General features: G+C 68.2%; 21 protein-coding genes and 1 pseudogene. 14 read left to right on the plus strand and 8 right to left on the minus strand.

Going from position 1 to position 20,712, the window contains the following annotated elements:
• Nucleotide 1 precedes the first annotated feature (1 nt).
• The gene (gene ugpQ / locus ACAM52_RS20725) at nt 2-748 is read left to right on the plus strand and encodes a glycerophosphodiester phosphodiesterase (protein WP_369644486.1); all 747 of its coding nucleotides are present in this window, start codon (nt 2-4) and stop codon (nt 746-748) included.
• A gap of 51 nt (nt 749-799) precedes the next feature.
• Nucleotides 800-3,316, plus strand: coding sequence for a DUF3772 domain-containing protein (locus ACAM52_RS20730; protein WP_369644487.1), 2,517 nt, complete (start codon nt 800-802; stop codon nt 3,314-3,316).
• A gap of 13 nt (nt 3,317-3,329) precedes the next feature.
• Here the strand turns inward: ACAM52_RS20730 and ACAM52_RS20735 are convergent, their stop codons facing one another.
• Nucleotides 3,330-3,800, minus strand: coding sequence for an Lrp/AsnC family transcriptional regulator (locus tag ACAM52_RS20735; protein WP_056578260.1), 471 nt, complete (start codon nt 3,798-3,800; stop codon nt 3,330-3,332).
• A 225-nt stretch (nt 3,801-4,025) separates the two neighbouring features.
• Between ACAM52_RS20735 and ACAM52_RS20740 the strand changes: the two genes are divergently transcribed.
• The 4 genes from ACAM52_RS20740 to ACAM52_RS20755 all read left to right on the plus strand — a co-directional run bounded on the left by ACAM52_RS20740 (nt 4,026) and on the right by ACAM52_RS20755 (nt 7,291).
• Nucleotides 4,026-5,003, plus strand: coding sequence for an ABC transporter substrate-binding protein (locus ACAM52_RS20740; RefSeq protein WP_369644488.1), 978 nt, complete (start codon nt 4,026-4,028; stop codon nt 5,001-5,003).
• A 79-nt stretch (nt 5,004-5,082) separates the two neighbouring features.
• Nucleotides 5,083-5,979 (plus strand): ABC transporter permease, encoded by an 897-nt coding sequence (locus ACAM52_RS20745; RefSeq protein ID WP_062474491.1) that lies wholly within the window; start codon nt 5,083-5,085, stop codon nt 5,977-5,979.
• Nucleotides 5,979-6,773: an ABC transporter ATP-binding protein gene (locus tag ACAM52_RS20750; protein WP_062474493.1), complete on the plus strand. Its 795-nt coding sequence runs from the start codon at nt 5,979-5,981 to the stop codon at nt 6,771-6,773. The genes ACAM52_RS20745 and ACAM52_RS20750 overlap by 1 nt, the downstream gene beginning before the upstream one ends.
• Nucleotides 6,773-7,291 carry a GNAT family N-acetyltransferase gene (locus tag ACAM52_RS20755; RefSeq protein ID WP_369644489.1) on the plus strand — a complete coding sequence of 173 codons (519 nt, stop codon included), beginning with the start codon at nt 6,773-6,775 and terminating at the stop codon, nt 7,289-7,291. Before ACAM52_RS20750 ends, ACAM52_RS20755 begins: the two co-directional genes overlap by 1 nt.
• Nucleotides 7,292-7,298: 7 nt before the next feature.
• On the opposite strand, the gene ACAM52_RS20760 is transcribed toward ACAM52_RS20755, so the two are convergent.
• The gene (locus ACAM52_RS20760) at nt 7,299-7,577 is read right to left on the minus strand and encodes a hypothetical protein (RefSeq protein ID WP_369644490.1); all 279 of its coding nucleotides are present in this window, start codon (nt 7,575-7,577) and stop codon (nt 7,299-7,301) included.
• Nucleotides 7,578-7,689: 112 nt separating this feature from the next.
• On the opposite strand from ACAM52_RS20760, the gene hemA reads away from it, so the two are divergent.
• The 5 genes from hemA to ACAM52_RS20785 all read left to right on the plus strand — a co-directional run bounded on the left by hemA (nt 7,690) and on the right by ACAM52_RS20785 (nt 12,786).
• A complete protein-coding gene (gene hemA, locus ACAM52_RS20765) occupies nt 7,690-8,961 on the plus strand; it encodes a glutamyl-tRNA reductase (RefSeq protein ID WP_369644491.1) in 1,272 nt (423 codons plus the stop codon).
• A 105-nt stretch (nt 8,962-9,066) separates the two neighbouring features.
• Entirely contained in the window at nt 9,067-10,155 is a 1,089-nt protein-coding gene (gene prfA / locus ACAM52_RS20770; protein ID WP_369644492.1) for a peptide chain release factor 1, read from the plus strand.
• Nucleotides 10,155-11,012 carry a peptide chain release factor N(5)-glutamine methyltransferase gene (gene prmC, locus ACAM52_RS20775; RefSeq protein ID WP_369644493.1) on the plus strand — a complete coding sequence of 286 codons (858 nt, stop codon included), beginning with the start codon at nt 10,155-10,157 and terminating at the stop codon, nt 11,010-11,012. The genes prfA and prmC overlap by 1 nt, the downstream gene beginning before the upstream one ends.
• 32 nt (nt 11,013-11,044) lie before the next feature.
• Entirely contained in the window at nt 11,045-11,374 is a 330-nt protein-coding gene (grxD, locus tag ACAM52_RS20780; RefSeq protein WP_062474501.1) for a Grx4 family monothiol glutaredoxin, read from the plus strand.
• Between the two features lie 92 nt (nt 11,375-11,466).
• Nucleotides 11,467-12,786 (plus strand): hemolysin family protein, encoded by a 1,320-nt coding sequence (locus ACAM52_RS20785; protein WP_369644494.1) that lies wholly within the window; start codon nt 11,467-11,469, stop codon nt 12,784-12,786.
• 10 nt (nt 12,787-12,796) lie between these two features.
• Here the strand turns inward: ACAM52_RS20785 and ACAM52_RS20790 are convergent, their stop codons facing one another.
• Together ACAM52_RS20790 and ACAM52_RS20795 are read right to left on the minus strand one after the other, a co-directional pair.
• Complete coding sequence (locus ACAM52_RS20790) at nt 12,797-13,453, minus strand: lytic transglycosylase domain-containing protein (protein WP_369644495.1); 657 nt, start codon at nt 13,451-13,453, stop codon at nt 12,797-12,799.
• A pseudogene (locus ACAM52_RS20795) lies at nt 13,450-15,194 on the minus strand (proline--tRNA ligase). Before ACAM52_RS20795 ends, ACAM52_RS20790 begins: the two are co-directional and overlap by 4 nt.
• Before the next feature lie 135 nt (nt 15,195-15,329).
• Here ACAM52_RS20795 and ACAM52_RS20800 point away from each other — a divergent pair.
• Together ACAM52_RS20800 and ACAM52_RS20805 are read left to right on the plus strand one after the other, a co-directional pair.
• Entirely contained in the window at nt 15,330-15,998 is a 669-nt protein-coding gene (locus ACAM52_RS20800) for an RNA pyrophosphohydrolase (protein ID WP_062474507.1), read from the plus strand.
• A complete protein-coding gene (locus ACAM52_RS20805; protein ID WP_369644496.1) occupies nt 15,946-16,539 on the plus strand; it encodes a CNP1-like family protein in 594 nt (197 codons plus the stop codon). Before ACAM52_RS20800 ends, ACAM52_RS20805 begins: the two co-directional genes overlap by 53 nt.
• Before the next feature lie 34 nt (nt 16,540-16,573).
• On the opposite strand, the gene proB is transcribed toward ACAM52_RS20805, so the two are convergent.
• The 4 genes from proB to rplU form a co-directional block, all read right to left on the minus strand.
• Nucleotides 16,574-17,713, minus strand: a complete 1,140-nt coding sequence (proB, locus tag ACAM52_RS20810) for a glutamate 5-kinase (protein WP_369644497.1) — start codon at nt 17,711-17,713, stop codon at nt 16,574-16,576.
• 80 nt (nt 17,714-17,793) lie between these two features.
• Nucleotides 17,794-18,870: an Obg family GTPase CgtA gene (gene cgtA, locus ACAM52_RS20815; protein WP_062474512.1), complete on the minus strand. Its 1,077-nt coding sequence runs from the start codon at nt 18,868-18,870 to the stop codon at nt 17,794-17,796.
• A gap of 72 nt (nt 18,871-18,942) precedes the next feature.
• Nucleotides 18,943-19,203, minus strand: coding sequence for a 50S ribosomal protein L27 (rpmA, locus tag ACAM52_RS20820; RefSeq protein WP_013543198.1), 261 nt, complete (start codon nt 19,201-19,203; stop codon nt 18,943-18,945).
• A gap of 12 nt (nt 19,204-19,215) precedes the next feature.
• Complete coding sequence (gene rplU, locus ACAM52_RS20825) at nt 19,216-19,527, minus strand: 50S ribosomal protein L21 (RefSeq protein WP_062474515.1); 312 nt, start codon at nt 19,525-19,527, stop codon at nt 19,216-19,218.
• Between the two features lie 182 nt (nt 19,528-19,709).
• On the opposite strand from rplU, the gene ACAM52_RS20830 reads away from it, so the two are divergent.
• A complete protein-coding gene (locus tag ACAM52_RS20830) occupies nt 19,710-20,702 on the plus strand; it encodes a polyprenyl synthetase family protein (protein WP_070063612.1) in 993 nt (330 codons plus the stop codon).
• Nucleotides 20,703-20,712 lie beyond the last annotated feature (10 nt).

Raw genomic sequence — 20,712 nt, forward strand, 5'->3', positions numbered from 1 at the left:
GATGGCCGAACGCAGCCCCTGGCCCTACCCCCGCTGGGTCGCGCACCGCGGTGCCGGCAAGCTGGCGCCCGAGAACACGCTCGCGGCCTTCCGCTTCGGCGCCTCGCACGGCTACCGCATGTTCGAGTGCGATGCCAAGCTCAGCGCCGACGGCGTGGTGTTCCTGATGCACGACGCCACGCTCGATCGCACCACCAACGGCCACGGCATCGGCGGCCAGCAGGCGTGGAGCGCGCTGTCGCAGCTCGACGCCGGCGGCTGGCATTCGCGCGCCTTTGCGGGCGAGCCGCTGCCCACGCTGGAGAACCTGGCCCGCTTCTGCCGCGCCAACGACCTGCTGCTGAACATCGAGATCAAGCCCACGCCCGGCACCGAACGCGAGACCGGCGAGGTGGTGGCACGCGAAGCCGCGCGCCTCTGGCAGGGTGCGGCCATTCCGCCGCTGCTCACCTCCTTCCAGGTCGATGCGCTGAAGGGCGCACAGGCCGTGGCGCCCGAACTGCCGCGCGGCCTGCTGCTCGACACGCTGTGGAACGGCTGGCTCGACACCGCGCTGGGCCTGGGTTGCCAGGCCATCGTCTGCAACCACGCGCTGTGGGACGCCACCACCGTGGCGCAGGTGCATGGCGCGGGCCTGCGCTCGCTGAGCTACACGGTGAACGACGACTGGGCCGCGCAGCGGCTCATCGACCTGGGCACCGACGGCATCATCACCGACCGGGTGGACCTGTTCAGCCCCGCGGGCTGACGCTGCATTTCTTACCCGTTCTTACGTCATGGCGGCTTCTATGATGCGGCCATGAATCGGACCTCTCGCCTGGCGGGCCTGTGCCTTCCCGCCCTCCTGGCCGCGTTGACCGTGTGGGCCCTGCTGATGTGCGGCAGCGCCCTCGCGCAGCCCGACGCCAGCATGAACGCCGGCAACGGCAACCCCAACAACAGCGCCAACACCGTGGCCGCGGCCGCCGCCCCGCCGCCCACCATTGCGGAGCTGCGCGCGCAGTTCGCGCGCATCGCGCCCACGGGCAAGGCCAATGCCAGCGTCGTTCCGGGCGCCGAAGACGATGCACGCAAGCAGCTCGCGCAGATCAACGAGATCGGCGTGCAGGCCGACAAGTTCGTCGCCGCCCGCGCCAGCGAACTGGCCGACCTGAACGCACGGCTCGGCGAGCTCGGCAACCCGCCCGCCGCCGGCGCCACCGAAGACCCCAACATCACGCGCCAGCGCGCGCAGCTGACCAAGGAGCGCAACGCACTCGATGCGGACATCCGCCTGGCCAAGCTGCTGGCGATCGACGTGCGCCAGCGCGGCACCGACGTGGTGTCGCAGCGGCGCCAGCAGTTCGAGGCCGAACTCACCAGCCGCGCCGCCTCGCCGCTCAGCGGCGAGTTCTGGGACGACCTGCGCGAGGCCTGGCCCGACGACTTCGCGCGGCTGCAGGCGATCGGGGCGGCGCTCGGCGATGGCTTCGACCAGGCGCTGCAGCCCGAAAGCCGCACGCCGGTGATCGCCTCGTTCATCGGCGCGCTGCTGCTCGCCTGGCTCGGCGTCTGGGCCGCCGAGCGCGGGCTGGCGCGCCTGGCCACGCGCGTGCTGCCGGCCGGGCGGCTGCGCCGCTCGCTGCTGGTGATCGCCATCGTCGCCACGCACGTGCTGCTGGTCGCCGTGGCCGCGCACGGCGTCGTCGAAGTGCTCAAGGCCCACGCGATGTGGGATGCGCAGGCGCGCAAGGCGCTGCAATCGGCGGCGCAGACGCTGACCTTCATGGCCTTCATCATCGGCCTGGGGCGCGGGCTGCTGGCCACGGGGCGGCCGTCGTGGCGCCTGCCGGCCATTCCCGACCTCACGGCGCAGCGCCTGTCGGCGCTGCCGTGGCTGGTGGCACTGGTGGCCGCGCTGGCATGGACGCCGGCCGAGATCAACGCGCTCATCGACGCCAGCTTTGCCGCCGTGGTGACCACGCACGTGGCGACGGCGCTGCTGCTCACCGCGCTGGTGGGCACCGTCGTGTACCGCCTGAAGGCGCTGCGCGCCGACGCGCCCGAGGCCGGCCTGCCGGAACGGCCGATGTGGGTCGGGGTGCTGGTGGCGCTGATCGTGGTGCTGGTGATCGCGATCTGGGTGCTGGTGGCCTTCGGCTACGTGGCGCTGGCGAGCTTCCTGGCCTCGCAGCTCACCTGGAGCGGCATCGTCGCGGCGGCCTTCTATGTGCTGTTCAAGTTCGCCGACGACCTGTTCATGGCCGTGGTGTCCTCGCGCAGCGCCTCCGGCCAGCGGCTGCAGAAGAGCTTCGGCCTGGCGCCGCAGACGCTCGACCAGGCGGCCACGGTGCTCTCGGGCCTGAGCCGCGTGGCGCTGTTCTTCTACATGCTGGTGGCGCTGGCCGCGCCGCTGGGCACGGGCCCGGGCGAGGTGTTCCAGCGCGGCGGCAAGCTCGGCACCGGCGTGAAGGTGGGCGAATTCCAGCTGGTACCGGGCGCGATCCTCAGCGCCGTGGCGGTAGCGGTGATCGGCTTCATCGTGCTGCGGGTGTTCAAGCGCTGGCTCTCGCGCAGCTACCTGCCGAGCACGCAGTTCGAGCCGGGCATGCAAAGTTCGATCACCACGCTGCTGGGCTACGTGGGCGGCATCCTGGTGGTGGCGTTCTCGCTGTCGGCGCTGGGCATCGGCATCGAGCGCATCGCGTGGGTGGCGAGCGCGCTGTCGGTGGGCATCGGCTTCGGCCTGCAGGCCATCGTGCAGAACTTCATCTCGGGGCTGATCCTGCTGGCCGAGCAGCCGGTGAAGGTGGGCGACTGGGTGGTGCTGGGCACCACCGAGGGCGACGTGCGGCGCATCAACGTGCGCGCCACCGAGATCCAGCTGGGCGACCGCTCCACGCTGATCGTGCCGAACTCGGAGTTCATCACCAAGACCGTGCGCAACATGACGCTGGCCAACGCCGAGGGCCGCGTGCTGATCCGCCTGCCCATGCCGCTGACCACCAACGCACAGCGCGTGCGCGAGCTGATCCTCGAGGCCTGCCGCGCGCACGAGGGCGTGCTGGAAACGCCGGCGCCCTCGCTCACGCTCGAAGGCATCGAGAACGGGCTGCTGATCTTCCAGGCCATCGCCTACGTGCCGAGCCCCCGGCTGGCGGGCGGCGTGCGCAGCGACCTGCTGTTCACGATCCTCGACGCGCTCAAGCAGGCCGACCTGCCGCTGGCCACGCCCACGACGCTGGTGATGGCGGCGCCCGCGCCGGTGCTGCCTGCCGAGCCGTCGCCGGCACCGGCCACGCCGGCGTCTCCGCTGCCGGGCACCACCAGCACCTGACGCGCCTGCCGCCTTATTCGAGCGGCAGCGCCCCCGTGCACTTGATCTCGTTCAGGCACACGCTGGAGCGCACGGCCGACACGCCCGGCATGTGCATCAGCGTGTGCATGAGGAACTGCGACAGCGCCTCCAGGTCGCGCGCGACCACCTTGAGCACGTAGTCGAAGTCGCCCGTCACCGAGTAGCACTCCAGGATCTGCCGCATGTCGGCGATCAGGTCCTGGAACTTGGGCAGCTCGTCGACGTGGCCGCGCGCCATCGTGACGTGGATGAAGGCGATCACGCCCAGCCCGATGTGCCGTGCGTTGAGCCGCGCGGCGTAGCCGCTGATCAGCCCCAGTTCCTCGAGCCGCCGGTGGCGCCGCAGGCACTGCGCGGGCGACAACTGGGCCACCTCGGCCAGGTCCAGGTTGGACGCGCGGCCGTGCGCCTGGAGGTGGTCCAGAATCCGCCGATCGGTCCGGTCGAGTTCGATGATCTGCAATTTCGTCTCCTCATAGGAATCAATGATGAAATTATGTTTCCTAAAGCGGGGAAAGCCCGAGGCATTCATGCACCTTAATTGTGCAAAGTACGATCTAGACTTCGACGCGCCCGGACGGCGTTGCGCCACGCCGGGCCGCTGAATTGCGCGCCCTGGTGCTTTGCCGGTGCCTTGCCGGCGGCTTCGAACGCACCCACACCCCTTTCCCCACCCGGAGACCCTTACGTGAAAAACGCTTTGCTTCGTACCCCCTTCAGCGCCGTGGCCCTGGCCCTCGGCGTGCTCGCCGCCGCACCGGCCCTGGCCGCCGACAAGTCGGTCGCCGTGACCGCCATCGTCGAGCACCCGGCACTGGACGCCGTGCGCGACGGCGTGAAGGAAGAGCTGAAGGCCGCCGGCTACGAAACGGGCAAGAACCTCAAGTTCACCTACCAGAGCGCCCAGGGCAACGTGGGCACCGCCGCCCAGATCGCCCGCAAGTACGTGGGCGATGCGCCCGACGTGATCGTCGCCATCGCCACGCCGTCGGCGCAGGCGACCGTGGCCGCCACCAAGACCATTCCCGTCGTGTACTCGGCCATCACCGACCCGGTGGCCGCCAAGCTGGTGAAGAACTGGGAGCCCTCGGGCACCAACGTGACCGGCGTGTCCGACCTGTCGCCGCTCGAAAAGCACATCGACCTGATCAAGAAGGTCGTGCCGAACGCCAAGCGCGTCGGCGTGATCTACAGCCCCGGCGAAGCCAACTCGGTGGCCATCGTCGAATCGCTCAAGAAGGCCGCCTCGGCCGCCGGCATGACGGTGGTCGAAGCCGCCGCCGCGCGCACGGTCGACGTGCCCACCGCCGCCCAGAGCCTGGTCGGCAAGGCCGACGTGATCTACACGCCCACCGACAACAACGTGGTCTCGGCCTTCGAGGGCATCGTGAAGGTGGCCCAGCAGGCCAAGCTGCCCGTGGTGGCCGCCGACACCGCCACCGTCGAGCGCGGCGCCGTGGCCGCACTGGGCCTGAACTACACCGACATCGGCCGCCAGACCGGCAAGATCGTGGTGCGCATCCTCAAGGGCGAGAAGCCCGGCACCATCGCCTCGCAGACCAGCACCAACTTCGAGCTGGTGGTGAACCCTGGCGCGGCCAAGCTGCAGGGCGTGACCCTGTCGGACGCGCTGCTGAAGTCGGCGAAGGTCGTCAGCACCAAGTAACGCCGCCCCGGCGGGCCTTCTGCTCCCGGCGCTCGCCGGGCGCCGGGGCCCGCCGCCTGCGCTCCCGCCGGAAGCCCCCATGTCCCTCATTGCTTCGCTGGGCGCCATCGAGATCGGTCTGATTTTCGGACTGGTCGCGCTGGGCGTCTTCATGTCGTTTCGCATCATCAACTTTCCCGACCTCACGGTGGACGGCAGCTTTCCGCTGGGCGCCGCCGTGGCCGCGACGCTGATCGTCGCGGGCTGGAACCCCGCCGCCGCCACGGCCGTGGCCTGCGTGGCCGGTGCCGCCTCGGGCTGGCTCACGGCCTGGCTCAACGTCAAGCTGAAGATCATGCAGCTGCTCGCGAGCATCCTGGTGATGATCGCGCTGTACTCCATCAACCTGCGCGTGATGGGCAAGCCCAACGTGGCACTCATCACCGAACCCACGGTGTTCAGCATGGTCAGCTTCGGCGGCATGCCCGAGCAGTGGGCCAAGCCGCTGCTGCTGCTGATCATCGTGATCGCCGCGAAGATCGTGGTCGACCTGTTCTTTGCCTCCGAAGCGGGCCTCGCGATGCGCGCCACCGGCGGCAACGCGCGCATGGCGCGGGCCCAGGGCATCTCGACCGACTTCCAGACCATGGCGGGCCTGGCGCTGTCCAATGCGCTGGTGGCGCTGGCCGGTGCGCTGTTCGCGCAGAGCCAGGGCACGGCCGACATCTCGATGGGCGTGGGCACGATCGTGATCGGCCTGGCCGCCGTGATCATCGGCGAGACCCTGCTGCCCGCGCGCAGCATGGTCATCACCACGCTGGCCTGCGTGCTGGGTGCGCTGCTGTACCGCTTCTTCATCGCGATGGCGCTGAACACCGACTTCATGGGCCTGCAGGCGCAGGACCTGAACCTGGTCACCGCCGTGCTCGTGGCGTTCGCGCTGCTGGTGCCCGCCTACAAGCGCAAGCTGGGCGGACTCTTCAAGGGGAAGAACTGATGCTGCGCGCCCAACAACTCGAAATCACCTTCAACCCGGGCACGCCGATCGAGAACCGCGTGCTGCGCGGCCTGAGCCTGGACATTCCGACCGGCCAGTTCGTCACCGTGATCGGCTCCAACGGCGCGGGCAAGTCGACTTTCCTCAATGCGATCAGCGGCGACCTGATGGTCGACAAGGGCCGCATCGACATCGACGGCAAGGACGTGACGCGCCTGAACGCCTGGCAGCGCTCGGGCATGGTGGCGCGCGTGTTCCAGGACCCGATGGCCGGCACCTGCGAGGCGCTGACCATCGAGGAAAACATGGCGCTGGCGTGGAAGCGCGGCGAGCGCAGGGGCTTCGGCTTCTCGCTCAACCGCAACCTGCGCGAGCTGTTCCGCGAGAAGCTGTCGATCCTGAAGCTGGGCCTGGAAAACCGCCTGGCCGACCGCATCGGCCTGCTCTCGGGCGGCCAGCGCCAAGCCGTGAGCCTGCTGATGGCGTCGCTGCGGCCCTCGCGCATCCTGCTGCTCGATGAGCACACGGCCGCGCTCGACCCGAAGACCGCCGCCTTCGTGCTGGAGCTCACCGCCAAGATCGTCGAAGGCAGCCAGCTCACCGCAATGATGGTCACGCACAGCATGCGCCAGGCGCTGGACTACGGCACGCGCACCGTGATGCTGCACGAAGGCCAGGTGATCCTCGACGTGGCCGGCGACCAGCGCGCGGGCCTCGATGTGCCTGATCTGCTGCGCATGTTCGAGCAAACGCGCGGCGAGAAGCTGGACGACGACAAGCTGCTGCTGGCCTGATGGACGCGGCGGCTCCTCTTCTGCTCGTGCGCGACATGCGCGCGGACGACCTCGACGCGGTGCTGGCGATCCAGCTCGCCTGCTACGGCGCGGGGTTCGTGGAGGACGGCGTGCTCATCGCGCGGCGGCTGGCGGCCTCGCCGCACACCGGCTGGGTGGCCGAGCACGGCGGCGCCGTGCGGGCCTACCTGGCGGCCTACCCCTCGCAGCGCGGCAAGCTCACGCCGCTGCACGGCGATTTCGAGGTGGCGCCCGACGCCGACGCGCTCTATCTGCACGACCTGGCGGTGCATCCCGAGGCCTCAGGGCTGGGCCTGGGGCCGCGCCTCGTGCGCCATGCCTGGGCGCACGCGCTGCGCGCGGGCTGGCAGCATTCGACGCTGGTGTCGGTGCAGGCTTCGGTCGGGTTCTGGGAGCGCCAGGGCTATGCGGCCACGGTGCCGGCCGATGACCTGCAGCAGGCCCGGCTGGCGACCTACCCCGGGGACTCGGTCTACATGGCCCGCCGGCTGGACTGAGCCCGACTCAGCGGCCCCAGCCGCGCATCGCGATCCACTGCACGGTGCCGCAGACCACCGCCAGCGCGGCGTAGGTGGCCATCGAGCCGTCGCGTCCCGTGAGGATCAGCCCGGCCAGCGAGGTCAGCAGGCCGGCCCCGAAGGTGATCGCCCATTGCTTCCACCAGTGCGGAATGCCGGTGCGCGGGCCGCCGAGAAGGCGCCCGATCGCCACCAGCACCCCGGCAATGAAAGCCGCAGGTGCCGCAAAATTAAGCAAGTGATTGAAGAGATCCAGCAGGTCCATGAGGGGGCCACGAGGGGGCGCGGGGCCATGTGGCGAAGCGTATGGCTGTCATAGGGAAAGCCATTTGCCCCTCGGCAAACCTCGCCCGGCTGCTGATTTTATAATCATGGACATGTCAGTCTGGGCTCTCGGCTTGAACCACACGACCGCGCCGCTCGATCTGCGCGGTCGTTTCGCGTTCGCGCTCGACCAGATCGCCCCGACGCTGCACAGCCTGCGCAGCTCTTTCGCCGGCAACAGCCACCCGCAGGTCGAGGCCGCGATCATCTCGACCTGCAACCGCACCGAGATCTACTGCGCCTCCGAGCACATCGCGCTCGACCACACCTTCGGCTGGCTGGCCCAGAGCGGCGGCGTGGCCCCTGCCCTGCTGCGCTCGCATGCCTACACCCTGCACGACGACGAAGCCGCGCGCCATGCCTTCCGCGTGGCCAGCGGGCTCGACTCCATGGTGCTCGGCGAGGCCCAGATCCTCGGCCAGATGAAAGACGCCGTTCGCGCGGCCGAAACCGCCGGCGCGCTCGGCAGCACGCTCAACCAGCTGTTCCAGCGCTCGTTCGCGGTCGCCAAGGAAGTGCGCACCGCGACCGAGATCGGCGCGCATTCGATCAGCATGGCCGCCGCCGCCGTGCGCCTGGCCGGCCAGCTGTTCGAAGACCTGCGCAAGACCCGCGTGCTGTTCGTCGGCGCGGGCGAAATGATCGACCTCGCGGCCACGCACTTCGCGGCCAAGGAACCCAAGGCCATCGCCATCGCCAACCGCACGCTGGAGCGCGGCGAAAAGCTCGCCTCGCGCTTCGGCGGCGAAGCCATGCGGCTGGCCGACCTGCCGGCGCGGCTGGCCGAGTTCGACATCGTCATCAGCTGCACCGCGAGCACGCTGCCGATCATCGGCCTGGGCGCCGTAGAGCGCGCGCTCAAGGCACGCAAGCACCGCCCGATGTTCATGGTCGACCTGGCCGTGCCACGCGACATCGAACCCGAGGTGAAGGCCCTCGAAGACATCTACCTGTACACCGTGGACGACCTCGCCCAGGTCGTGCAGCAGGGTCAGGCCAACCGCCAGGCCGCCGTGGCGCAGGCCGAGGTCATCATCGACGCCGGCGTGCAGAGCTTCATGCACTGGCTGGGCCAGCGCGGCACCGTGCCGCTGATCCAGCAGCTCAACGCGCAGGCCGACGAATGGCGCGCCGCCGAGATGGCCCGCGCGCGCAAGCTGCTGGCCAAGGGCGAATCGATCGATGCGGTGCTCGAAGCCATGTCGCGCGGGCTCACGCAGAAGATGATGCACGGCGCCATGGCCGAGCTGCACGCGGGCGATGCCGCCTCGCGCGAACAGACGGCGCAGACGCTGTCGCGCCTGTTCCTGCGCAAAGAGCGTTAGCGACGACGCTCGCCGATGGCTCGCCCGCCGCGCGGGCCGCGCTTTTCATGCGCCCTGCCGCTGCACTGCGGCGTTTCCCTCCCTATTTTTCGAGCCCCTTCCGTCGTGAAATCTTTTCTGCGTCACCAACTCGAACGCTACGTCCAACGCCTGGGCGAGCTCGACTTCCTGCTCTCGCGCGAAGACATCATGAGCGACATGGCGCAGTACCGCACCATCTCGCGCGAGCATGCCGAGGTCACGCAGATCGCCGGCCGCTACGAGCGCTTCAAGCAGCGCGAGGCCGACATCGCGGGCGCGAAGGAAATGCTCGATGACCCCGACATGGCCGAGATGGCCAGGGAAGAAATCGCCGGCGCCGAGGCCGAGCTCGTGCAGCTCGAAGACGAGCTGCAGCGCCTGCTGCTGCCCAAGGACCCCGACGACGCGCGCAACGCCTTCATGGAAATCCGCGCCGGCACGGGCGGCGACGAATCGGCCCTCTTCGCGGGCGACCTGCTGCGCATGTACACGCGCTACTGCGAGCGCGCCGGCTGGCGCTGCGAGGTGGTGAGCGAAAGCGAGAGCGAGCTCGGCGGCTACAAGGAAGTGGTGATCCGCATCGTGGGCGACGACGTGTTCGGCCACCTGCGCTTCGAGTCGGGCGGCCACCGCGTGCAGCGCGTGCCGGCCACCGAGACGCAGGGCCGCATCCACACCAGCGCCTGCACGGTCGCGGTGCTGGCCGAGCCCGACGAGACCGTGGCGGTGCAGATCAACCCGGCCGACCTGCGCATCGACACCTACCGCGCCAGCGGCGCCGGCGGCCAGCACATCAACAAGACCGACTCGGCCGTGCGCATCACGCACATCCCGACCGGCATCGTGGCCGAGTGCCAGGACGATCGCAGCCAGCACCGCAACAAGGCGAAGGCGCTGCAGGTGCTGTCGGCGCGCATCCAGGAGAAGGAGCGCAGCGAGCGCGCCGCCAAGGACGCCGCCATGCGCAAGGGCCTGATCGGCAGCGGCGACCGCTCGGACCGCATCCGCACCTACAACTTCCCGCAGGGCCGGCTCACCGACCACCGCATCAACCTCACGCTCTACAAGCTGCTCGCCATCATGGAAGGCGACCTGGGCGACGTGCTCGAGGCGCTGCGCGCCGCGCGCGAGGCCGAGCAGCTGGCCGAGTTGGAATCGAGCCTGCCGGCGTGATGACCGAAGCCGCCGCACCGTCCACCGTGGCGCAGGCGCTGGCCGCGGCCATGGCCCTGGGCATCGACCGCCTCGACGCCCAGCTGCTGCTGCTGCACGCGCTGGGCCGCCCCGTGAACGACCGCGCCTGGCTGCTCGCGCACGACACCGACCCGTTCCCCGGCGAAGCCTGGCCCGCGCTCGCGCGCCAGCTGTCGCGCCGCACGGCGGGCGAGCCGGTCGCCTACCTGCTGGGCGAGAAGGAATTCCACGGCCTGCAGCTGCAGGTCGACGCCCGCGTGCTGGTGCCGCGCCCCGACACCGAAACGCTGGTCGAGTGGGCCCTGGCCTGCCTTGCATCTCCGGACAGCCGCCCGGCCCCGCGCGTGCTCGACCTCGGCACGGGCAGCGGCGCGATCGCGCTGGCGCTGCAGCATGCGCGCCCCGACGCGCAGGTCGACGCGGTCGACGCCAGCGCCGACGCGCTCGCGGTCGCCCGGGCCAATGCGCAGCGCCTGGGCCTGCCCGTGCACTTCACCGAATCGAGCTGGCTCGACGGCGCGGCCGACGGCTACGCGGTCATCGCGAGCAACCCGCCGTACATCGCCGCCGGCGATCCGCACCTGCCCGCGCTGCGCCATGAGCCCACCCGCGCGCTGGTCGCGGGCGCCGACGGCCTGGACGACATCCGCCAGATCGTGCGCGACGCGCCCGCCCACCTGGCCGACGGCGGCTGGCTGCTGCTGGAGCACGGCCACGACCAGGCCGAGGCGGTGCGCCGGCTGCTGGCCGAACGCGGCTTTGCCGAGGTGCAAAGCCGTGACGACCTCGCCGGCATCGCGCGCTGCTCCGGCGGCATCTGGCGCACGGTGAAATAATCCCCCCAGCCCACTTTTCTTCAGGAGTCCCCATGTCCGACGCTCAACAACGCATCGACGACCTCGTCAAGTCCAACGAACTCGTGCTCTTCATGAAGGGCAACGCCAGCTTCCCGATGTGCGGTTTCTCGGGCCGCGCCATCCAGATCCTCAAGGCCGTGGGCGTCGACACCAAGACGCTCAAGACCGTCAACGTGCTCGAAGACGACGGCATCCGCCAGGGCATCAAGGAATACAGCAACTGGCCCACCATCCCCCAGCTCTACGTGAAGGGCGAATTCGTGGGCGGCTCGGACATCATGATGGAGATGTACGAGTCGGGCGAGCTGCAGCAGGTGATCGGCGGCGGCGCGTCCGCCTGAGCCTCCCGCTCCCCGTTTGACGGGCGCCGCGCCCCGCGCGCGCCCGGACCCGGTGCCAGTCATGGCACCATGGCGGTCTACGACGTGCCGCCATGACTCTCACCCAAAGCCTGCTCATCATCGCGCTGCTGATCGCGATGAGCGCCTTCTTCTCCCTCGCCGAAATCTGCCTGGCCGCCTCGCGCCGCCTGCGTCTGCGCCAGATGGCCGACGAGGGCGACCCGCGCGCGGAAAAGGTGCTGCGCGTGCAGGAGCAGCCGGGCCACTACTTCACCGTGGTGCAGATCGGCCTGAACGCCGTGGCCATCCTCGGCGGCGTGGTGGGCGAAGGCTCGTTGAGCCCGTATTTCGCCCGCTTCTTCGAGAACTGGCTCAGCGTGGAGGTGTCGGCCAACATCGCCTTCCTGTGCTCGTTCGTGATAGTGATCGCGGTGTTCCTGGTGTTCGCCGACCTGTTCCCCAAGCGCCTGGGCATGAGCGCGCCCGAACGGCTCGCGGTGCGCATCGTCGGGCCGATGCTGCTGCTGATCACCGCCTTCAAACCGCTGGTGTGGTTCTTCACGCGCGCGACCGACCTGCTGTTCAAGGTGCTGGGCATGCCGATGGCACGCGACGACAAGATCACCTCGGCCGACATCCTGGCCATGACCGAGGCCGGTGCGCAGGCCGGCGTGCTGGCGGCGCGCGAGCAGCAGGTGATCGCCAACGTGTTCGAGCTCGACACGCGCCTTGTCAGCAGCGTGATGACGGCGCGCGAGAGCATCGCCTGGTTCTTGCACGACGACCCCGAGTCGGTGCTGCGCGCGCGCATCGTGGCCGAGCCCTATTCCGCCTACCCAGTGTGCGACGGCGACATCGACCACGTGCTGGGCTACGTGGATGCCAAGGACATGTTCCAGCGCGTGCTCAGCGGCCAGCCACTGGCCTTCGACCAGGGCCTGACGCTGCACAAGGCACTGGTGATTCCCGACCGGCTCTCGCTCACCGAGGTGCTCGAGCAGTTCCAGCAGGCGCACGAAGACTTCGCGATCATCGTCAACGAGTACAGCTTGGTGGTCGGCGTGATCACGCTCAACGACGTGATGAGCACGGTGATGGGCGACCTGGTGTCGACCTCGACACCCGAAGAAGAGCAGATCGTGAAGCGCGACGAGAACTCGTGGCTGATCGACGGCATCACGCCCATCCAGGACGTGCAGCGCGCCCTGCACATCGACGAGCTGCCGCATGCCGAGGAGTACGAGACGCTGGCCGGCTTCCTGATGGTGATGCTGCGCCGCGTGCCCAAGCGCACGGACAGCGTGACCTGGGGCGGCTACACCTTCGAGGTGATGGACGTCGACAGCTACCGCATCGACCAGGTGATGGTCACCAAGGGCTCGGCGACCGCCAAGGCCGTGGTCGCCGACTGAGCGACGACCTTCAGGCCGCCGAGCGGTCCCTGTCGACGTAAGCCCACAGCCGCTGGTTCGCGAACACCGCGTTCGGGTACGGCGCGCGGCCCCGGCTGCCGTTGTAGCGGCCCAGCGTCATGAACAGGTCGCCCTTCTCGCGGTCGAGGTAGTGGCGCAGGATCACGCAGCCGAAACGCAGGTTGGTCTGCATGTGGAACAGCTTGGCCGAATCGCTGTCGCCGATCACGCGGGTCCAGAACGGCATCACCTGCATGTAGCCGCGCGCACCGGCGCTGGAGACCGCGAACTTGCGGAAGTTGCTCTCGACCTGGATCAGCCCCAGCACCAGGCTCACGTCGAGCCCCGAGCGCTTGGCCTCGTACCAGACGGTCTGCAGGAACTCGATGCGCGTGGCCGGGTCGGCGACCTTCTTGCGCAGGCGCTCGCTCATCTCGCCGAGCCACCGCAGGTGCGCGAGGCGGGCCTCGGTGTCGGCGAACTGCGGCACCGGCGGCGCCTTGTTATGGATGGCCGAGCTCAGCGCGGTGCGCACCGAGTCGATCAGCGGCTCTTCGATCTGCGCGCCGGCCCAGGCCACCTGGGGCAGTGCCAGCGTCGTCAGGGCGCCTGCCGCAACGCTGCCCAGCAGGCAGCTGCGTCGCGAAAGCCCCCCCGCCACGCTCATGCCGCGAGCTTGCCAGCGATGAAGTCGGCGACGCCGGCCGCGGGCACCTTGGTGGCGGCGGTGTCGCGCCGGCCCTGGTACTCGAGCTGGCCTTCCTTGAGGCCGCGGTCGGAAATGACGACGCGGTGCGGCACGCCGATCAGCTCCCAGTCGGCGAACATCGCGCCCGGGCGCTCGCCGCGGTCGTCCAGCAGCACGTCGACGCCCTTGGCCAGCAGTGCTTCGTAGAGCGCTTCGGCCGCGACCTTGACCTCGGCGCTGCGGTCCATGCCGATCGGGCAGACCACCACGGTGAACGGTGCCAGCGCGTCGGGCCAGATGATGCCGCGCTCGTCGTGGTTCTGTTCGATGGCGGCGGCCGGCAGGCGCGTGATGCCGATGCCGTAGCAGCCCATCTCGAGGAACTGCGGCTTGCCGCCTTCGTCGAGGTAGGTGGCGTTCATGTCCTTGCTGTACTTGGTGCCGAGCACGAAGACGTGGCCCACCTCGATGCCGCGCTCGATGGCCAGCACGCCCTTGCCGTCGGGCGAGGCGTCGCCGGCGACCACGTTGCGCAGGTCGGCGACCAGGTCGGGCTCGGGCAGGTCGCGGCCCCAGTTGACGCCGGTCATGTGGAAGTCGATCTCGTTGGCGCCGGTGATCCAGTCGGCCAGCACGGCGGCCTCGCGGTCGGCCACGAGCTTGACGGGCTTCTTGAGGTTCAGCGGGCCGAGGTAGCCCGGCTTGCAGCCGAAGTGCTCGTCGATCTCGGCGGTGGTGGCAAAGCGAAAGCCCTTGTCCAGGCCGGGCAGCTTGCTGACCTTGATCTCGTTCATGTCGTGGTCGCCGCGCAGCAGCAGCAGCAGATCTGCGCGCCCTGGATGTTGCCAGCATCGTCGAGGATGTCGGTGGCCAGCACCAGCGACTTGACCGTGGTGGCCAGCGGCACGCCGAGCAGTTCGGCCACGTCGGCGCAGGTGCTCTTGCCGGGCGTGGGCGTCTTCTCGAGCGCGTTGGCGGCGGCGGGACGCGGGCCGGCCGGGGCGAGCGCCTCGGCCTTTTCCATGTTGGCGGCGTAATTGCTATCGGGGCAGTAGACGATGGCGTCTTCGCCGGTGGCGGCGATCACCTGGAACTCTTCGCTCAGGTCGCCGCCGATGGCGCCGCTGTCGGCCGCGACGGCGCGGTAGCGCAGGCCGAAGCGGTCGAAGATGTTGCGGTAGGCCTGGGCCATCACCTGGTAGCTGGCCTTGGCCGCGTCGAGGTCGCGGTCGAAGCTGTAGGCGTCCTTCATGATGAACTCGCGCCCGCGCATCAGGCCGAAGCGCGGACGGCGCTCGTCGCGGAACTTGGTCTGGATCTGGTAGAAATTCTTCGGCAGCTGCTTGTAGCTGCGGATTTCCTGGCGCGCGATGTCGGTCACCACCTCTTCGCTGGTGGGCTGGATCACGAAGTCGCGGTCGTGGCGGTCCTTGATGCGCAGGAGCTCGGGGCCCATCTTCTCGAAGCGACCGGTCTCCTGCCAGAACTCGGCCGGCTGCACCACGGGCATCGTGAGCTCGACGGCGCCGGCGCGGTTCATTTCCTCGCGCACGATGGCCTCGACCTTGCGGATCACGCGCAGGCCCATGGGCATGTACGTGTAGATGCCCGTGCCGAGCTTCTTGATCATGCCGGCCCGCATCATGAGGCGGTGGCTCGCGACCTCGGCGTCAGCGGGCGCTTCCTTCAGGGTGGAGACAAAGAATCGGGAAGCTTTCATCGGGATCGCGCAGGTGGGTTCGAAGTGAGGAGGGAGACAGGCACCCCGGAGAGACCCTGAGAGCCCGGAACCGGTCGCTTGCCGAGTGCAACCCGGCATGCATAATCGACTCAGTTCAAAAATTGGGGTTTGATTATGCTCGACCGGGACGGCTTCAGGCCCAACGTCGGCATCATCCTGCTCAACCAGAGAAACCAGGTTTTCTGGGGCAAGCGCATACGCACGCATTCCTGGCAGTTTCCGCAAGGCGGCATCGACCGTGGCGAAAGTCCCGAGCAAGCCATGTTCCGGGAACTGCACGAGGAAGTCGGGCTCCACCCGGAGCATGTGCGCATCGTGGCCCGTACCCGCGACTGGTTGCGCTACGAGGTGCCGGATCGGTTCATCCGCCGTGACGCACGGGGCCACTACAAAGGCCAGAAGCAGATCTGGTATCTGCTGCAACTTGTCGGCCACGACTGGGATCTCAACCTGCGTGCCACCGACCATCCCGAATTCGACGCTTGGCGCTGGCATGACTACTGGGTCCCGCTCGACGTGGTCGTCGAGTTCAAGCGCGGCGTCTACGAGATGGCGCTTACCGAGCTTGCTCGCTACCTGCCCCGGCAGGATTTCCGCAACCGCTTCCTGCGCAGCAACGTGCGCGCCCGAGAATTCGAGCGCCACACGCTGGACCATGGAGCACCTGCGGGCCTCGACCTGCCGCCCGGCGGCAGCTTCGACCCGCATCCCGACATTCCTTCTGCGAGCGATGAACCTCCTCCCAAGAACAGCGCGCCCTCTTCTTTCCCGACGCCACGCTGAGCGTGCGCTCGTCATCGCCTGCGTCGGCCTGCTGGCCGCCTGCGCCTCCCGCGGCTACGACACCGACAACCCCGACTGGGCCCAGGCCGGCATGCCGCCAGCGCCCAAGAGCACTGAGCAGGACAAGGAGTGGGAAGAAACTGCGGTGCCGCCGCCGCCCGCCTTCAGCGAAAGCCGTCTGCTGCCGATCGCGATGCCGCCCTACATGACGCTGAAGTTCGGCGTCGATCCGAACACCATCGCCATCACGAAGGACGGCATCGTGCGCTACGTGGTGGTGGCACAGAACCGGGCCGGTGGCGCCGTCAACGCGTTCTACGAAGGCGTGCGCTGCTCGACGGCGGAGATGAAGAGCTATGCCCGCTTCAACAACGGTGCCTGGCAGGAAACGAAGTCGCCCGAGTGGAAGCGCGTGAGGGACATGAACTCCAGCTACGTGCCGGCGCTGGCGTCGCAGGGCCTGTGCCGCGGCAACGCGCCGCGCAGCTCGGTCACAGAGATGGTGCAGAACATCCGCAATCCGCTGCGCGAACTGCCGTGAACCGGCGGCGGGGCACGGCGCCCCGCCCTGAAGATCAACCGGGCATCAGCACCATGTTGTCGCGGTGCACCATCTCCGGCTCGGCCGCATAACCCAGCAGCCGCTCGAACTCGGCCGAAGGCTTGCGGCACAGCAGCCGGGCCTCCACGCTCGAATAGTTGGCCAGTCCGCGGGCCAGCTCGACGCCGTCGACGTCGCGCACCGCGATCACGTCGCCGCGCGAGAACTCACCCGACACGCCCGTCATGCCGATCGGCAACAGGCTCTTGCCTTCGCCGCGCACCTTCGCAGCTGCACCGGCGTCGACGATGACGGCACCACGCAGCTGCAGGTGATCGGCCATCCAGCGCTTGCGCGCCTGGTGCTTGGCGGTCTGCGCCACCAGCAGCGTGCCGATCGATTCGCCGAGCGTGAGTCGCAGCAGCGCGTCGGCTTCGCGGCCCCAGGCGATGACCGTGGAAGCACCGGACCCCGCCGCGCGCTTGGCCGCGAGGATCTTGGTGATCATGCCGCCGCGCCCGATGCTCGAGCCGGCGCCGCCTGCCATGGCTTCGAGCGCCGGATCGCCTGCGGCAGCTTCGTGCACGAATTTCGCGTCGGGGTCCTTGCGCGGGTCGGCCGTGTACAGGCCCTTCTGGTCGGTCAGGATGATCAGGGCATCGGCCTCGACCAGATTGGCGACCAGCGCGCCGAGCGTGTCGTTGTCGCCGAACTTGATCTCGTCGTTGACGACTGTGTCGTTCTCGTTGATCACCGGCACCACACCCAGGCGCAGCAGCGTGACCAGGGTCGAGCGTGCGTTGAGGTAGCGCTCGCGGTCCGCGAGGTCGGCGTGCGTCAGCAGCACCTGCGCGCTGCCGATCTGGTTCTCGCGCAGCTTGGTCTCGTACATCTGGGCCAGGCCCATCTGCCCGACGGCCGCCGCCGCCTGAAGCTCGTGCACTTCGTGCGGACGGGTCTTCCAACCCAGGCGCTTCATGCCTTCGGCGATCGCGCCGCTCGACACCATGACCACTTCGCGCCCGTCGCGCACCAGCACAGCCAGTTGCCGGCACCACTCGCCGATGGCGCCTTCATCGAGGCCGCGCCCCTCGTTGGTCACGAGGCTGGAGCCCACCTTGACGACGATACGGCGGGCATCCCGCAAGGCAGTGGAACCGGAATTCGAGGTCATGAAGAAAGAAGGCGTGTTTCAGGAATGCAGCCTGCGCTGCTTGCTATCCATTTTGCAGCACCGAAGGTGCCGCGACGCCCTCAGTTTCCTTCGGGCGGCAGCGGAACGAAGCGCGGATCGACCACGACGGTTTCGTGCTCGGCCACTTGCTGCGCCTTGACCTGCTGGTACACGGCCTTGATCAGGTGCTCGCAGCCTTCGCGCGTGAGCGCCGAGATCTCGAAGACCGGGCCCTTGAAGCGCAGGCGCTTGACGAAGTCCTTGACGCGCGCGGCGCGCTCGTCGTCCGGCACCATGTCCAGCTTGTTCAGCACCAGCCAGCGCGGCTTCTCGTGCAGCGCCGCGTCGTACTTCTTGAGCTCGGCCACGAGGGCCTTGGCCTGAGCGACCGGGTCGACGCTGTCGTCGAACGGTGCCATGTCGACCACGTGCAGCAGCAGGCGGGTGCGCTGCAGGTGGCGCAGGAACAGGTGACCAAGGCCGGCGCCTTCCGAGGCGCCTTCGATCAGACCGGGCAGGTCGGCCACCACGAAGCTCTGCTCGGGGCCGACGCGTACGACACCGAGGTTCGGGTGCAGCGTGGTGAAGGGGTAGTCGGCAATGCGCGGACGGGCGTTCGAAACGGCGCTGATCAGCGTCGATTTGCCAGCATTCGGCATGCCCAGCAGGCCCACGTCGGCCAGCACCTTGAGTTCGAGCTTGAGGCTCTTCTTCTCGCCGGGCCAGCCGGGCGTCTTCTGGCGCGGCGCGCGGTTGATCGCGCTCTTGAAGCGCATGTTGCCGAAGCCGCCGTCGCCGCCCTTGGCGATGGTGATGACCTCGCCGTCCTTGAGCAGCTCGTACAACACCTCACCCGTTTCAGCGTCGGTGATGATCGTGCCGACGGGCATCTTGAGGACGATGTCGTCGCCCGCGGCGCCGAACATGTCGGAGCCCATGCCGTGCTCGCCACGCTTGGCTTCGTGCCGGCGCGAGTAGCGGAAATCGACCAGAGTGTTGAGGTTCGAGTCGGCCACTGCGAACACGTGGCCGCCACGGCCGCCGTCGCCGCCGTTGGGGCCGCCGAACTCCTTGTACTTCTCATGACGGAACGACACGCAGCCGTTGCCGCCATCGCCCGCGGCGATGTCGATGAAGGCTTCGTCGACGAACTTCATGGGATGTCCAGTTTACAAATGAAGAAGCCCCGGCAATGCGGGGCCTCGGAAAGATCGAAGTGACTGCGGGGCTTAGGCCGCGGGCGTCACGTTGACCATGTGCTTGTTCAGCGCACCCTTGTGACCGAACGACACGTGGCCGTCGACCAGGGCGAAGAGCGTGTGGTCCTTGCCCACGCCGACGTTCACGCCGGGGTGGAACTGGGTGCCGCGCTGGCGCACGATGATCGAGCCTGCGCTGATCAGTTCGCCGCCGAAGGCCTTCACGCCGAGCATCTTGGGCTTGGAATCGCGCCCGTTTCGCGTGGAGCCGCCGCCTTTTTTCTGTGCCATGGAATGTGCTCCTTAGCCGGCGATCGCGCCGATTTGCAGTTCGGTGAACTGCTGGCGATGGCCTTGACGTTTTTGATAGTGCTTGCGACGGCGCATCTTGAAGATGCGAACCTTGTCGTGCAGGCCGTGCGACAGCACCGTGACTGTCACCGTTGCGCCGGACACCAGGGGCGTGCCAACCTTGATTTCAGCGCCGTTTCCGACAGCCAGAACCTGGTCGATCACGATTTCCTGGCCTACGTCCGCAGCAATCTGTTCTACTTTAATTTTCTCGCCGGAAGCAACGCGATACTGCTTGCCGCCGGTTTTTATGACCGCGTACATGTAAACCTCTTAGAAATGAGTCTCCGCAGCGAATTCCGCAGAGCCCAAGATTATAGCGCGGTTTGCGGACACTCACCACCCCGACGCTGAGACGCTCCAGGGAATCGTGCACGGCTCCCTATAATTCGCGCGTTCCGGCCTCCAGGGCCGCCCTCATCCTCGCAGCGCCCCGCGCCTTCGCTTTGCCAGTTCCCGCCGCCGACACCTCCCCCACCGCCACCGTGCTGGACCTGATTGCCGGCGACATGGTCGAAGTCGACCGTGTGATCGCCCAACGCCTGAACACCGGCGTTCCGCTGGTCAGCCAAGTTTCGCAATACATCATCTCGGCCGGCGGCAAGCGGCTGCGCCCGGCACTGCTGCTGCTCATGGCAGGCGCGCTCGGCTACACGGGCGAACAGCGCTTCAACCTGGCGGCCGTGGTGGAGTTCATCCACACCGCCACGCTGCTGCACGACGACGTGGTCGACGAATCGACCCTGCGCCGCGGCCGCGCCACCGCCAACGAATCCTTCGGCAATCCCGCCAGCGTGCTGGTGGGCGACTTCCTGTATTCGCGCGCCTTCCAGATGATGTTGGATGCAAACAACATGCGCATCATGCAGATCCTGGCCGAAGCGACCAACGTGATCGCGGAAGGCGAAGTGCTGCAGCTGATGAACATGCACGACGCCTCGCTGGACGAAGCGGCGTACTTGCGCGTGATCCGTTCCAAGACCGCCAAGCTATTCGAGGCGAGCACCCGGCTGGCGGCCGTGCTGGCCGGCACGACACCCGAAGTCGAAGAAGCCTGCGCCACCTATGGACAAGCGCTGGGCACCGCCTTCCAGGTGATCGACGACGTGCTCGACTACGCAGGCGACGCCCAGGAAACCGGGAAGAACGTCGGAGACGACCTGCGCGAAGGCAAGACCACTTTGCCACTGATTTTCGCCATGCAACGCGGCACCCCTGAGCAGAGCGCACTGGTGCGTGCCGCCATCGAGGCCGGCGACACCGCCCAGCTGGGGAAAATCGTCGAGATCGTTCGCGAAACCGGCGCGCTGGAAGCCTCACGCGCGGCTGCTGCGGCAGAGGCCGAACGCGCAATTCATGCATTGCGCGACCTTCCGTCGAATTTGCACGCTTCAGGTTTGCTACAATTGGCGGCTCAGTTGCTTGAGCGACGTGCCTGAAACACCTCCA

Source organism: Variovorax sp. V118 (genome assembly GCF_041154445.1).
GTDB lineage: Bacteria > Pseudomonadota > Gammaproteobacteria > Burkholderiales > Burkholderiaceae_C > Variovorax > Variovorax boronicumulans.

Bases quoted from the DNA above. Each gene is read 5' to 3' on its own strand.
- ACAM52_RS20745 (WP_062474491.1), top strand. From the start codon at position 5,083: ATGTCCCTCATTGCTTCGCTGGGCGCCATCGAGATCGGTCTGATTTTC.
- prmC (WP_369644493.1), top strand. From the start codon at position 10,155: ATGACCGAAGCCGCCGCACCGTCCACCGTGGCGCAGGCGCTGGCCGCG.
- ACAM52_RS20750 (WP_062474493.1), top strand. From the start codon at position 5,979: ATGCTGCGCGCCCAACAACTCGAAATCACCTTCAACCCGGGCACGCCG.
- ACAM52_RS20790 (WP_369644495.1), bottom strand. From the start codon at position 13,453: ATGAGCGTGGCGGGGGGGCTTTCGCGACGCAGCTGCCTGCTGGGCAGC.
- ACAM52_RS20800 (WP_062474507.1), top strand. From the start codon at position 15,330: ATGCTCGACCGGGACGGCTTCAGGCCCAACGTCGGCATCATCCTGCTC.
- grxD (WP_062474501.1), top strand. From the start codon at position 11,045: ATGTCCGACGCTCAACAACGCATCGACGACCTCGTCAAGTCCAACGAA.
- ugpQ (WP_369644486.1), top strand. From the start codon at position 2: ATGGCCGAACGCAGCCCCTGGCCCTACCCCCGCTGGGTCGCGCACCGC.
- hemA (WP_369644491.1), top strand. From the start codon at position 7,690: ATGTCAGTCTGGGCTCTCGGCTTGAACCACACGACCGCGCCGCTCGAT.
- rplU (WP_062474515.1), bottom strand. From the start codon at position 19,527: ATGTACGCGGTCATAAAAACCGGCGGCAAGCAGTATCGCGTTGCTTCC.
- ACAM52_RS20805 (WP_369644496.1), top strand. From the start codon at position 15,946: ATGAACCTCCTCCCAAGAACAGCGCGCCCTCTTCTTTCCCGACGCCAC.
- proB (WP_369644497.1), bottom strand. From the start codon at position 17,713: ATGACCTCGAATTCCGGTTCCACTGCCTTGCGGGATGCCCGCCGTATC.
- ACAM52_RS20760 (WP_369644490.1), bottom strand. From the start codon at position 7,577: ATGGACCTGCTGGATCTCTTCAATCACTTGCTTAATTTTGCGGCACCT.
- ACAM52_RS20730 (WP_369644487.1), top strand. From the start codon at position 800: ATGAATCGGACCTCTCGCCTGGCGGGCCTGTGCCTTCCCGCCCTCCTG.
- ACAM52_RS20785 (WP_369644494.1), top strand. From the start codon at position 11,467: ATGACTCTCACCCAAAGCCTGCTCATCATCGCGCTGCTGATCGCGATG.
- ACAM52_RS20755 (WP_369644489.1), top strand. From the start codon at position 6,773: ATGGACGCGGCGGCTCCTCTTCTGCTCGTGCGCGACATGCGCGCGGAC.
- cgtA (WP_062474512.1), bottom strand. From the start codon at position 18,870: ATGAAGTTCGTCGACGAAGCCTTCATCGACATCGCCGCGGGCGATGGC.
- rpmA (WP_013543198.1), bottom strand. From the start codon at position 19,203: ATGGCACAGAAAAAAGGCGGCGGCTCCACGCGAAACGGGCGCGATTCC.